Raw genomic sequence first — 12,272 nt, 5'->3', positions numbered from 1 at the left:
GTAGGCGATAGCCGTACAGTCCGTGGTTAGCGAGCTTTTTAGTGCCGTAGCGACACCTACTCCTGGTTGGCTGCTGTGGACCGATAGGGGAACAGCTGCTTATCAGGAGTGAGTGCTGCCGCCCTTAATATCTTAATTTCTATTTTAGATAATCTTTCAAGCTCGTTGCATCTGGATTCAAGTAGTACAAATATACAAAACCTAATATTGTTACAACTAACACTATACCCATACGTATAACTTGTATCCTATACTCTTTAAATGTAAAAAATAAAATAACAACAATTGCTAAAAGTATTAACCCAACCTGTATAAGTCCTATCATGATAGTTCCCCCATATTTCTCTTCATTTAACAAAATGATATTGTGATTCCCTAATTTCTCTTTTTAGCTCTGTTAATAATTTTGGGTGGCTGGTAAACTTTGTATCACCACAAAAACTACAAATTTGGATAGAAGTACTTAGTTTCTCTTTATCTCGATACAATTCAGGTTGATAAGTTACCGTACCACCCATATAAAAATTCAAATAACCAACAAACTCTAAAACTCCTTTTGTACAATTAGAACAGTTCATAATTAAATTTACTTCCTTTCATTTAGATACCAATTTTTAAATAACTCAAAATCCAATCTTTCCGCTAAAACAACTATTCTCACGTACCTTTGTACTGGAATCATTGGATGTTTTATTTTCTTTGCTTTAATAACCTGTTCTGGTTCATTAATATCAAAATAGTACTTCTGTATAGCCTGTTTACTTATACCTAATTCCGAACACATTTCAGTTGTGCTAATATGTTCGATTTGGTGCAAATACCCTAATCTTAAGGCGGTTATAATGTCTTTTATTACTGACTCTATTTCAAACGACTCTAAAAAAGGAACTATTCTTGAAGAAACTATTTCTATTTGTTCTACATTGTAAGGCGCTGCATTAAAGAAGATTTCTATTAGTAAAGAAATATCGTTTTCAAATTGGTTTTGTAAGTACTCATTGCTTTCTTTTATAGCTATATTAATATCTTCTTTTGTCTGTTGCAGTTCTTTATATATTTGTTCTTTAGTGATTAACTTTAAGTTCCTTTTCATAGGCTTAAAACCTCCCTATGATCTTCTAACTGTGAAAGATATTCGTACTCTAAATCACTATCAGAAATCCTCTCAAAGTACTCCTTCTTAATTCCAGTCTTCATTGCAAGTATCTCTATAAACATAACTCGTTCTTGGTTCTTAAGCTTCTTTTGTTCGGCCATGTCCTTTGACCTCCCTAATAAGCATCTTGATACCAATAAATCCAGATATAACTAAAAGCAAGTAAAAGAAATAAGTGATTGTCATTGGTGCTGACAAACTTTTGTAGATATCATGAAAATAAGTTCCAAACATATCAACCATTTGTGCTTGATGTTCATTCATCTTTACCTTAAGGGCAGGATCATAATTAGATAAAAGGTATATGCCCCCGTACATCAAAAATAACATGATAAAAGGCGAGAACTTCATACAGAAGAATCCTAATATAATTAGAAATAATATCTTCTTCATATTATCTCCCCCTGTTGCAGAATCGGATTTTCAGTTAAAGAAAAATTGGTTTTCATTTTAAAACCCCCTAATAATTTGATAGCCTACCTAAAGTATACATGTATACTTTATTAGCGTCAATAAAAAGTACTACAATTACCTACAAATAATCGCAATAATATTTTCGATGAAAATAGGAATAAATACCTATATAAAAATCATTTTTTTGTGTAACTTTCGATATTTTTCCACATTTTTAGTCACTATAACCTAGATTTAAGTGTTATAATTAAAATCTCATAATAATAATTCTCATAATAATTTAATTCAAGAGGTGAAATAAAACATGTTGGCTTTAGATACCAAACAAAGCCTTTTAGACAAATGGAACACTTATCTAAGGGATCAACAATTGGATAAGGCATTATCTATTCGTGCTCAATTCAAACAAGAATCCGCATTAACATACAGCGTTTCAGATTCAAAGAAAATTATACTCTTAAAGGCCCGAACTGCAATTCTGGAAAAAGACATGCCAAAGGCTGAAAAATACTTAATAAAGATGGAAAGATATTTGGATACTGCAGATCCTGCGTATTACTTCTATTTTCATTTCTTTAAAGGGATTTATAACTATTTGAATGATAAGTTTGAAGCAGCCATATACGAATACAAATTGGCAGGCAGAAAACTTAAAAATATTGAGGATTCCATTGAGGTAGCTGAGTATCATTATAATGTAGCAGCTGTCTATTATGAAGCAAATAAAATAACACTCTCTATCCAACATATTCATGCTGCATTGGAGTTATTCAAACAACACCAAAAGCTAAAAAGAATGGCTGATTGTCAATGTCTTTTAGGTAGTAATCATTATGAAATAAAACAATATAACGAAGCAGAAAGACACTATACAAAAGCTTTGAAATTAGGCGAATCTAACGGTTATCCGGAAATAAAGAAGATAGTTTATCATAACTTAGGCTTTCTTTATGGTGAACAAAATAAATCCGCCGAAGCTATTAAAAATTTAAAATTAGCCCTATCACTTCCTGGCAAATATGATTCCGAACATTTAATAAAAACTTACTTTTTATTATCACGTGAATCCTACCGCCTAGATGAAATACAAGAAGGTAATGAATGGTATGAAAAAGGGACAAGCCTTTCTCATGATGCGAATAACCAGTCTTACATATATCATTTTAGGGTTCTAAAAACAAACTACGATCCGGATTATAACAGCTACGGAGAGTTAGAAGATGAATATATTGAAATTATTAACTACTTCGTAGATTCAGAAATATGGTACTTTGTAGAGCAATATAGCAGTATTCTGGCACAATATTATAAAGATAACGGCGACTTTGAGTTAGCATGTGAATATTATGATCTCATGGTTACAGCTAAAGAGAAAATGGATTATAAAGGAGTGTTGCATTCGTGATTCGATTATTAATAGCTGGAATGCTACTATTTTCAATAGGAGCTATCAACAATACAGAAAATAAAGTTGCTAGTGAATCTATTGCTAAACATACTATTACACCATTTAGCACTGTTCAAGTTGTTAAAGTTGCCAAACATACTATTACACCTTAAATCTAGTCCAAAATTTAGACTGGATTTTTTTTGCACAAAAAAAAGCTAATTAAACAAATGTAATGTTTAATTAGCCGGTTGCACTACTAGCTACAAATTATCCAAGTGCCCACATACAGATAATTTATCATCGCTTCTAATTTAAGTTCACATAATACTTTATACCTATATTAAATCAAATATTTATTAAAATTGCAACAAATACTTTAATAGGTTAAAATAAGCAGCGTAAAGATCATGGGCGGTCTTTATACACTCCAAGAGCTATTGCCATAGGCAATAGCTTTTACTAAAAGGAACATTATGTATTTACTCAAGTATGTAGCAATTTGTTGGTCATAGATTACCCGAATAGTGGTGTGTTTATAAATTAATTGTTCATCTACTAAACATTGAACCTTCTATATCAAATGACATTAAATCCTCTGCTGCAACAAAATCCTTCCCTGTTCCTGCTAGATAAGGATGTAACATCATATGACTTGGTTTATCTAGCACGTATTTATATTCATAAAAAGGACTATAAATAACTTTAATTAATATAGGCCCAAGCTGTATTGTAATTTTATAAATGTCATGAAATCTGGTATCCTCCGATATGGAATTATTTATACCTGAATGCATAACCCCCTGACTTTGAACCCAATTTAAATCTACTATATTTTCCGTTATACCAAATAACACACACACATTTTCTGGAATTCGTCTATGTTTATAAAGATAACGAAAATGTCTTCTAGGAACTATATTTCGATAGTTACTTGCATTATTCAAAATAATAGCAGTTTTAAAAGCCCAAAGAGATAATTCCTTATGATATTCTTCTAATGGATACTGTGGGACTCCTTTAATTAAGGGTAACAAATAAGGCTTTATTTCGTCCTCCATTCGACTTAACCATTCGTTATTACATTTCCTACAAACTAATCCATTGATTAATGTATTTGGAGTTAACGGTCGTTCACTAATTGAGTTTCCTAATAGAGTAAGATGCGAAAGATCCATTTTCTTCTTACGAATACCCATTCCATCTAATAACCATTGAGGAAAAACATGTTCACTAGTTAAATTTTCAGTATTTCCGCAGAACAAGCAAGCTCTTTTCCTTTTAGCCATTACTTTCCCCCTTAATTTTTCATTTCTAGTAATAGTATTTAATGAATAATTGTCATTTCAATTTTTCTAATTAGTTCATTAGCATGCACTTCACTAATATTTTCTTTTTCTGCTAATAAATCATAATTACCCATTTCTATTATGAATCGAAATTCACTAGTTAGTTGGTCTATAGGTGTTTCTGTTATTTCAGCAGCCAGGACTTCATCTTCAACCATTACAGAGTTTGGATATAAAGTTTGTTTATTTACAGAATATATTTCTACTAAATTTCCGTCTGATTGAAAATGAGATTTTTTTTTATAGTAAATTACAGTTTTCTCACTACTATTATGTACTAACATGCTACCAATCCTTTAATCTATTTATTATATTATTCTACATTAAATAAGACTTTTGTACCATCTGGATAATCTTCTAGCCTATTTCCTACCCAAGATCCTGCTCCCCTATTATCAGAAGGAACAATATATTCTACAGATGCCCCATTCCCCCCTTCTTCACACATTGCCATTGGCCATTCATCACGGTCATATCCTTTTTTTGTCGGTATACCAGCTAATGATAATTCTCTATTTTCATCAGCTCCTTTTCTATCTATAGTACAAACTTGCGATTCACCATTATTTATAGCTTCTTTTATATGTGCTGCTGTTTCTGGATATTTTTCTTCTGGAAAATCAATGACATAATCATAACTATCTAATTTACCTGGAGTCTTTTTATTGAACCATTCAGTATCTTTTTCAACCAAATTTATAGCTAAAATAATAACAATAATTACAGCACCTAATATTTTCTTCAAAAACTTATACCTCACATTCTTATTTATATCTATAACAATTTCACAACTTTTTCGTGCAACACGGAGTATACTTGTATACTCCGTGTTTAAAAAAAATACTATGCAATTACTTTCGGCTTCTTCTTTTTAACTTCTCTCTTATCCTTTAGCTCTCCATATAGTTGATGAAATTTAGGATATATAACATAGCGAGTTGCATATAAAGTAGGGAAAAATATCTCTTTAAAATAGAATTTATCATTGCACCACTTGAAATCAGTTTCTACAGTAGCTTTAATATAGAGATCGTCTTCTATAATAATATTCTGATTATCCGGTCTTACTAGGATTCTCTCTTTATTAATATGAGCAGGTTCTATTATTACTTTATACTTTCTCGGTTGTAGCTCATGTAGATGATTAAATAAAAATGAATGTAATCCAGGTTCATTACAAATTTCTTCTTTATGGAACCATATAAAAGCATTCCTTTTCTCTTTAAATTTCATTATGTAATTTGATTTAGCTGAAATTCCAGCACTTAATTTAATCATTCCTGTTTGTTTATATAGTTCAAATTCCTGTTCATTAATCTTATTAGTATAATGGATTAATTTCTTTTCTTTTAATTTTTCATATTCTGCCTTAGTAATTCGATAGGCGTAGTATTTATTTTTACGTCTGATATAAATTTCAAATAAAACTGTACTCAATAATATAAATAACAAACCTGGTACAAAAAATGTTAGTCCATAAAACAATGTTAATAATAGAAATGCTGCAGTAGGAATGGCAAGCATTATAATGTTAATAAAATCTATTAATAACAATCTCTGTGTAACTATATCTCTTTTTTTAGTCATGTAATCTCCCTTCTTTCTCACTCTAGAAAACCACTTTAATCGGGCTCCAATTCTCTATCATCTTCTGTAATTTTAGAGTACTCTTTCTTCTTTGCTCTAATTAACGTACTTTTACTGATTCCTGTTACTTCTTCAACTTGCTTATAAGAATTAGTTGTGAGCAATTCTAAAGCATGTTTTATCTGTTTGCGACTAAACTTATTGGGTCTCCCCTCTCTATAGTCTTCTCGAAGCTTCGCAATCGCTTTTCCGGATTGTGTGCGCTCTACAATCATATTGCGTTCATATTCGGCAAAAGCAAAAAAAATCTGTCTCATTAATTTACTACTAGATGTGTTATCTAGAATCATTCCCATATTGTCAATAATCACCTTAACCCCTTTCTCAATTAATTCGGAAACTATTTTTTCCCCTTCAATTAAGGTTCTCGCAAAACGATCTAATTTAGTGACTATTAATGTATCACCGGAATTTAATTTCTTTAGTAATTCATTAAACGCTGGTCTATCCATCGTTTTTCCAGTAAATGACTCTTCCACAATTTCATTACAATTATAACCTTGTAATATATTTATTTGGTCTTTTAAACTATTTCCATCTTTAGCCTGACCGTATGTACTTACTCTTGCATAACCATAAATCATTAATTTTCCCCTTTATTTATGAATATAAGTTATGACACCGCCTTATATACTTGTCACTTTAAGAGTTATTTTTCATTTAATTTAAGCGATAATTTACACTAAAAAACTCTTATATTGAAACATCTTATTTTACTAACGCCCCCGTTAGCTTAAGTACATTTCTTCACAAACTCTTCCTTTTTTATTCATTTATTATGAGAATCCTTCTACTAAAGCGACTAATTAAAGAGACTTTTCTAAAAAATCCCTTTTTGTTAATATTGTTAAAGTTTAATTAATCATTCATGGCTTCAGATATTTTGAATTTGTCCCATTCATTTTCTGGAATGACCCTATTGAAGTAATCAATTGGTACAACTTTATGTCCTTTAACTTTAAATGTAATAATCTCTTGCAAGTAAGGAGGATTATGAGGACCTTCAAAGCTCACCACTTGAACTTTTACTACAACTGTCCCACCGTCATCTTGTTTTACTTCTAATATTTTTTCGTTTCCCCTAAACCAATCACTTCCAATCACTGAAAGGATTTGTTCATTTAACAAATTTATTAACTCTTCCTCCTTAATGGTCTCCGGTAACTCTATAGCAAGTGGATACGTGGGTGTATTTATTAATAACATTATAAAAACTATTAAGGATGTAATTTTCCTATTCATTGAACCACCTCAGTGGTATTATGTGTGCTGAATTACCTTTTTATTAGTTTTTTTACAGTCCCTTTGTGTCACTATTCTGCCCTGTTTGTACCAGAGCAATAAAGAAGCATTGATTCCCACGTTTGTAAAATAAAAACAGCTGCTCTTAGCAGCTGAATTCTGTTCACCTTATATTCGTATGACTTTAATACTATCCTTTTGGATATGTTTTTAAATGTTTAAATGAGATTAATTTACCCTCTGCACTGACCACTATTTCATCTTCACCATAAAAATTATGTGCACCATAATAAGACGATACTTTTAAAGTTACTTCATACGCTCCACCAATTCCGTTAGTTTGTTTTATTTTCAAGATTTTCGTTGTATACGGAGCCCAAATCAGACCTTCAGGAGCTTCCTTATCATCTTGATAAATTTTAGCAATTGCTACATCTATTGGTTTACTTAAGCTTATGATTAAAGCTAACCCTAGAGCATCACACAACTTTGAATCCGTCTCATTTACAGTAGCTGAGTAAGCCAAATTATTAAAGTTTAAACATATAAGGAAAACAATAAACAGAACTAATGATTTTTTCATATTATCACCTATAAATAGTATGCAAGTAAAAAGAATTGATATACTCGATTTTTTTGGTAAATATTTAAACTACTGCAACAAACCTGCCGCGTTTCTACCATAAGCAGGTTTCAATTATTACAGGAATGCTGCCCCGTTAGTAACAAAACCAAAAACGAGGATTAATCCTTATGGATCATCCCCTCCTATTGCCCGAAGAAACTAGTAAGATTTTTAGCCATATTGACTATAAAGCTCTTTTACATGAGAATCCATTCACTCTATTGATAAATTTAGTTGATCAGCCACTTCTCTAATATATGGTTTATAACTAGCTTCGTTGTATGCTTTAATAATTCTTTCTTGTGCTTCCTTATTATATCCATATACTTGGTACAAAATAGTTAGTTCTAGATCGCTATAAGAGTCTTGTGATTCTTCTCTTTTCATCTCTTGTATGACGTCCTCAATTGTTTGGAATTTCTCAAAGTATGGAAAAACCAAACTTTCTATATCACTGCTTACTTCCTGTTTAACTTTAGCTAAGTCACTTGATAAGTTAATTTTATACCAGTAATCCTGTTCATTTTTCAGTTTAGAAATTCGGTGTCTAAGAACCGAATTAATTTCTGTTGGAAATTTGGGTGGTTCCTCTCTATAACCTATTCCAAATAATTTATCAGTAAAAATACCAGTATTAATAGTAAACTCCACTTCTTCCTTTGTATTCCACTTAGATGATTGGATATTTACAGTCCATGCAAAGTCAGAGAGTGTCTTTGCAAAATTATTTCCTTTCTTTTTAAAACCATTTTCCTTAAATATAGGAGCAATTTCATCTTTTATAAGTTGTTTAAATACTTCCTGCATAATCATCTCTATTTCTCCATTCCGTTTACCCTAGATGAGTTATATTCTCCTTCTTTTAGTATAATTCCTTCATCCCCTTATTACAGTAACTTGCCCATTTTAGCAACATAAGAAAAGGCACCCTACATTTAAGGAAAGCACCCTTTAGTGTAAGTACACTTTTTCACAAATTAAGTAAATGCCCTTTTTCAAGAACATAGTTTTCATTTGAATTTTTTAAAACTATATCGAAATTCTTATGATAAGGATGCATAAATAACTCATATTGAATTCTACGCTCTTCATGAGATTTTCTTAAATAATTTATATCTATTCCCCTTTCAGAAACATCACGAATACCTCTTCTCATCAGCTCGGTTTCTCCATCAGTATATAAGTAAACTTTTAGATTATACAAATTGGGGTCAGTAAAGGCAACGGTCATCCCTTCTATAATATTCACTTTATTTCTTGAAGAAATTAACTCGCTCTCTGTATAATGCGTGCCTATTGTATAAAAGTCTAAAGCATCCCTTACCATTTGAAGGTCTCTCTCTAAAGCATTTATATTATGAGCAGAAGGATGACAAGCTGTCATTTTGTCTTGATGGTGTTGATTCTTATATTCATATTTCAATATAGTGTACTTTCTAAGATGAGAGCCAATGATATATGGGTCAGTATTGATATAATTCACATTTTCATGTCCCAGAAGTTTAATCAGATTATGGGCAAATGTTGTCTTTCCAGATGCACCATGACCCGAAATCCCAATAACCGTTTTTTCATCACTACTGTTAATCAAATTAGCTATCTTATGTAGAACCTTTTCCATATTTACCTCCCAATCGCTTATCGAATTATGTTCATTATCTTGTCTTTTATACTGGATTTAGCAATAGCTAAATTTTATCATTAAAATTTTATCATTAATCTTCTATTGCTTGTTTAACTAACCTGCCCTGTTTCTCCCATAAGAGTTTTTTGTTTTCTTTTCTTGATATTCAAAAAGTAAGTCTCAACGGACAAAACTCTTTAACTAAACCTCGATGATCACCTTTTATATATTTTTAGGATATTTGAAATTTAATTAATTTTTCTAAAAATATTGACACATGTGTTACACGTGTAATAAAATACTTACATATGAAAGAAGAATATTCTAAAGAAATATTATTGAAGTCTCTTGAAGCCATGGCCAATCCACACAGATTAAAAATTATTGCAATTTTAGCAACAGGAAGACAATATGTGAGTGAACTAGCTCGTAATTTAGAAATTAGCAGGCCTTTACTTTACTTACATTTGCAAAAATTAGAGGAGGTTAATTTAGTTAAAAGTAATTTAGAAATTTCAACATCAGGTAAGGCGTTAAAGTTTTATGAATTAAGTTCTTTTCAAATTCAGTTAGATAAAAATGTAATTTATAAACTATTTCAACAAGAATTGAAAGATAATTTAAAAGGAGATTTTTAACTTGACGAATGTAACTACTTATTTAGGTCTATTTTCATTAATGCAAATTTTTCTTCCAATTATTTTAATTCTAATTGTTCTTTTTTTCATTGTAAAAACTGTTAAAAAATATGAAAAAAGAGCTGATGAAAGATTAAGGTTAGAAAAGCAACACATTGAAAGTAACCAGAAACAATTAGACGAAATTCATCAAAAAATAGATAATATTGAAAAAATGTTAAAAGACATTGAATGAATTAAAAAAATCTCTTTAAAAATAAAGAGATTTTTTTTTATTTATTAGTAACTATAGTCAGTACTATATGAATCTTTTCCAACAAAAAGTTTAATCCAACAAGTGCTGCTTGTTGCGCCGTTAAAGGCAACCCATGTGAAATCAAGTTTAGCAGATGCTTTTCCGTTTAGATTTTCTGTTTTTCTTGTAATCTTAAGGTTGTCGTAAGAAGCTGTACCGCCTATTCCTACAATTTTATAGTCATATACTCGTGAAATATAGTCATTACCACCTTGCACAATGGTGAAATCAGCATAAAAATGTGCATTAGCTATTCCAGTATATACATATGCTTTAGCTTTTTTGAAATTTTTATAACCACTTCCACTTGTAACAGTTCCTGGACTAACTGCAAATGTTGAAAAACCACCAGTAGTTGGAGCCTTTTCTGTAAATTCTACAATAGTTGGTTCTAATGTTGTTACTGCAATAGAACCATCTTTAAAAGTGGATATTGTTTCAACTCCATTTTCTTCTGTTGTTTTTTCAACAGTATTAACTGGTTCTTGACCTTGTTTAATAGAATCCCATACTTCTCCATTCTTTAATTTTGTAATCAATTGGTCTTGAGTTGTCTCATCTACATTATAACTAGTTAAAAATTCTTTTAGGGATGCTATATCTTCAGCAGTTATTTGCTGAGATTGTTCCACTACATTATTTGAGGTTGGGCTATCTAACTCACTAGCAAAACTTGTGGTAGCTCCCAACCCAAGAGAAAGCGCTAAAACTGGAATAGTTAAACCTGTAATGAATTTCTTCAAAATGATACCCATCTTTTTTGTAATTTTTTAAATTTTCCCAAATAACAATTTGATTATATACCCATACAAGTTATAAATCTACTAATTTTGTATAAAATGTTATTTTTTTAAAAAAAAGGTAAAGAAAAACATTATCGATTGATAGAATTTTATTAAATTAACGTTAAATAATTACTAAAACTGAATAAAAAAGTGCCAATAACTAGAAAGACAAAAGAAGAGTAATACCATTTTAGGTATACTCTCCTTTTTTGATATAAACTACCAATCTATTAACGATTGTACGCTTATTTTTAAAAATAACCTCCAAATATGAAGGTTATCCTTATCTAGTATTCTTATTAAAAATCTTCAACTTTTATTAGAGAATGCCGGAAATGCGGTATTAATCCTTATTAGATCAAAGCCCTCGATATTTCACAACTATTTTCTTTTTCCGTATATTTCACTTACGAATTGTTCCTTATAGTCGGTGTATTCATCAATTCCACCATCTTTTTCTTTTACAAACTCAATTTTTATCCTTTTGTATTGTTCACGTGCTGTTTGGTTGGCATTTAAGTAATCCCTAAAGAAGATTAAATTTTTCCAGAGGTCTTTATTATATTCAACTAAATGAATAAAGTGGGTCTTTTCTTCGTAGGATTCATCAGTAAACTTTGCAAGTACGATTTCGTTTGGACGTTGTACTTGAAGTTTTAAAAATCCAGCTTTCTTTAGTCCTTGAAAAATAGTTTTTTCAACATTTTCAATATCATCTACACCCACAACTAAATCCAATATTGGTTTTGCAACCATATCCTTAATAGCTGTGCTTCCTATATGTTCAATTTGTTTTTCCTGAATAGGGGTTGAATTTAGAATATCCTGTTTCACCCTATGAAACTCTTTTTCCCATTCTACGGTATGTGTTTCTAATCTTAACTCATCACGTTTTAGTCCTAGTTTCATTTTAACCACCTCATTCTAAGGGTAACTTAAATGATTCGGCACTGTTACTTAAAATCCTTCTTCCATTAAACTTCCACTCTAATTCCATAAGTAAGGAACAAGCTAATTTCTTTTAACTTATCCTTACATAAATTTCCACACCAAAAGAATATAGAGCTATTTCCATTTTATAGGGTCTTTCCTAATTTATATTTTCCCTTA

General features: G+C 30.6%; 19 protein-coding genes and 1 riboswitch. Of the genes, 4 read left to right on the top strand and 15 right to left on the bottom strand.

The genetic code is table 11. The features are described 5' to 3' along the window. Nucleotides 1-347: 347 nt before the first annotated feature. The 4 genes from MKX82_RS29980 to MKX82_RS29965 are packed head-to-tail and all read right to left on the bottom strand — an operon-like array spanning nucleotide 348 to nucleotide 1,549. Nucleotides 348-578: a hypothetical protein gene (locus MKX82_RS29980; protein ID WP_285308683.1), complete on the bottom strand. Its 231-nt coding sequence runs from the start codon at nucleotides 576-578 to the stop codon at nucleotides 348-350. Between the two features lie 8 nt (nucleotides 579-586). Then, nucleotides 587-1,093: a hypothetical protein gene (locus MKX82_RS29975; RefSeq protein WP_251647360.1), complete on the bottom strand. Its 507-nt coding sequence runs from the start codon at nucleotides 1,091-1,093 to the stop codon at nucleotides 587-589. Next, a complete protein-coding gene (locus tag MKX82_RS29970; RefSeq protein WP_251647361.1) occupies nucleotides 1,090-1,257 on the bottom strand; it encodes a hypothetical protein in 168 nt (55 codons plus the stop codon). Before MKX82_RS29970 ends, MKX82_RS29975 begins: the two co-directional genes overlap by 4 nt. Further along, complete coding sequence (locus MKX82_RS29965) at nucleotides 1,235-1,549, bottom strand: hypothetical protein (RefSeq protein WP_285308682.1); 315 nt, start codon at nucleotides 1,547-1,549, stop codon at nucleotides 1,235-1,237. Before MKX82_RS29965 ends, MKX82_RS29970 begins: the two co-directional genes overlap by 23 nt. 325 nt (nucleotides 1,550-1,874) lie before the next feature. Between MKX82_RS29965 and MKX82_RS29960 the strand changes: the two genes are divergently transcribed. Continuing rightward, nucleotides 1,875-2,975, top strand: a complete 1,101-nt coding sequence (locus tag MKX82_RS29960; RefSeq protein WP_341082298.1) for a hypothetical protein — start codon at nucleotides 1,875-1,877, stop codon at nucleotides 2,973-2,975. After that, a complete protein-coding gene (locus MKX82_RS29955) occupies nucleotides 2,972-3,130 on the top strand; it encodes a hypothetical protein (RefSeq protein ID WP_251647364.1) in 159 nt (52 codons plus the stop codon). Before MKX82_RS29960 ends, MKX82_RS29955 begins: the two co-directional genes overlap by 4 nt. A 63-nt stretch (nucleotides 3,131-3,193) precedes the next feature. Beyond that, nucleotides 3,194-3,277: riboswitch (cyclic di-GMP riboswitch) on the bottom strand. 231 nt (nucleotides 3,278-3,508) lie between these two features. On the opposite strand, the gene MKX82_RS29950 is transcribed toward MKX82_RS29955, so the two are convergent. The 9 genes from MKX82_RS29950 to MKX82_RS29910 form a co-directional block, all read right to left on the bottom strand. After that, nucleotides 3,509-4,246 (bottom strand): hypothetical protein, encoded by a 738-nt coding sequence (locus MKX82_RS29950; RefSeq protein WP_285308680.1) that lies wholly within the window; start codon nucleotides 4,244-4,246, stop codon nucleotides 3,509-3,511. A 38-nt stretch (nucleotides 4,247-4,284) separates the two neighbouring features. After that, nucleotides 4,285-4,590 (bottom strand): hypothetical protein, encoded by a 306-nt coding sequence (locus tag MKX82_RS29945; RefSeq protein WP_251647367.1) that lies wholly within the window; start codon nucleotides 4,588-4,590, stop codon nucleotides 4,285-4,287. Nucleotides 4,591-4,619: 29 nt separating this feature from the next. Further along, complete coding sequence (locus MKX82_RS29940; protein ID WP_341082324.1) at nucleotides 4,620-5,000, bottom strand: NucA/NucB deoxyribonuclease domain-containing protein; 381 nt, start codon at nucleotides 4,998-5,000, stop codon at nucleotides 4,620-4,622. Between the two features lie 149 nt (nucleotides 5,001-5,149). Continuing rightward, nucleotides 5,150-5,893: a hypothetical protein gene (locus MKX82_RS29935; RefSeq protein WP_251647369.1), complete on the bottom strand. Its 744-nt coding sequence runs from the start codon at nucleotides 5,891-5,893 to the stop codon at nucleotides 5,150-5,152. A 35-nt stretch (nucleotides 5,894-5,928) separates the two neighbouring features. Continuing rightward, nucleotides 5,929-6,537 (bottom strand): recombinase family protein, encoded by a 609-nt coding sequence (locus MKX82_RS29930; protein ID WP_251647372.1) that lies wholly within the window; start codon nucleotides 6,535-6,537, stop codon nucleotides 5,929-5,931. A 274-nt stretch (nucleotides 6,538-6,811) separates the two neighbouring features. Then, nucleotides 6,812-7,195, bottom strand: coding sequence for a DUF3888 domain-containing protein (locus MKX82_RS29925; RefSeq protein ID WP_182102334.1), 384 nt, complete (start codon nucleotides 7,193-7,195; stop codon nucleotides 6,812-6,814). A 190-nt stretch (nucleotides 7,196-7,385) separates the two neighbouring features. After that, nucleotides 7,386-7,778, bottom strand: a complete 393-nt coding sequence (locus tag MKX82_RS29920) for a DUF3888 domain-containing protein (protein ID WP_182102335.1) — start codon at nucleotides 7,776-7,778, stop codon at nucleotides 7,386-7,388. 255 nt (nucleotides 7,779-8,033) lie between these two features. Beyond that, nucleotides 8,034-8,633 carry a DUF4304 domain-containing protein gene (locus MKX82_RS29915; RefSeq protein WP_182102336.1) on the bottom strand — a complete coding sequence of 200 codons (600 nt, stop codon included), beginning with the start codon at nucleotides 8,631-8,633 and terminating at the stop codon, nucleotides 8,034-8,036. Between the two features lie 157 nt (nucleotides 8,634-8,790). Continuing rightward, a complete protein-coding gene (locus MKX82_RS29910) occupies nucleotides 8,791-9,441 on the bottom strand; it encodes a uridine kinase family protein (protein WP_182102337.1) in 651 nt (216 codons plus the stop codon). A 311-nt stretch (nucleotides 9,442-9,752) separates the two neighbouring features. Between MKX82_RS29910 and MKX82_RS29905 the strand changes: the two genes are divergently transcribed. Together MKX82_RS29905 and MKX82_RS29900 are read left to right on the top strand one after the other, a co-directional pair. Continuing rightward, nucleotides 9,753-10,082 (top strand): ArsR/SmtB family transcription factor, encoded by a 330-nt coding sequence (locus MKX82_RS29905; RefSeq protein WP_127738749.1) that lies wholly within the window; start codon nucleotides 9,753-9,755, stop codon nucleotides 10,080-10,082. A 1-nt stretch (nucleotide 10,083) separates the two neighbouring features. Next, nucleotides 10,084-10,317, top strand: coding sequence for a hypothetical protein (locus MKX82_RS29900; RefSeq protein WP_127738748.1), 234 nt, complete (start codon nucleotides 10,084-10,086; stop codon nucleotides 10,315-10,317). A gap of 44 nt (nucleotides 10,318-10,361) precedes the next feature. Here the strand turns inward: MKX82_RS29900 and MKX82_RS29895 are convergent, their stop codons facing one another. Further along, entirely contained in the window at nucleotides 10,362-11,120 is a 759-nt protein-coding gene (locus MKX82_RS29895; RefSeq protein WP_127738747.1) for a DUF5626 family protein, read from the bottom strand. A gap of 423 nt (nucleotides 11,121-11,543) precedes the next feature. Continuing rightward, entirely contained in the window at nucleotides 11,544-12,071 is a 528-nt protein-coding gene (locus tag MKX82_RS29890) for a GrpB family protein (protein ID WP_127738746.1), read from the bottom strand. Nucleotides 12,072-12,272: the final 201 nt, after the last annotated feature.

The organism is Niallia sp. FSL R7-0271 (assembly GCF_038005785.1).
In the GTDB taxonomy this organism is placed as follows: domain Bacteria; phylum Bacillota; class Bacilli; order Bacillales; family Cytobacillaceae; genus Niallia.
The sequence above is the reverse complement of the archived record's forward strand: the minus strand, read 5'-3'. Positions and strand labels throughout refer to the sequence as shown.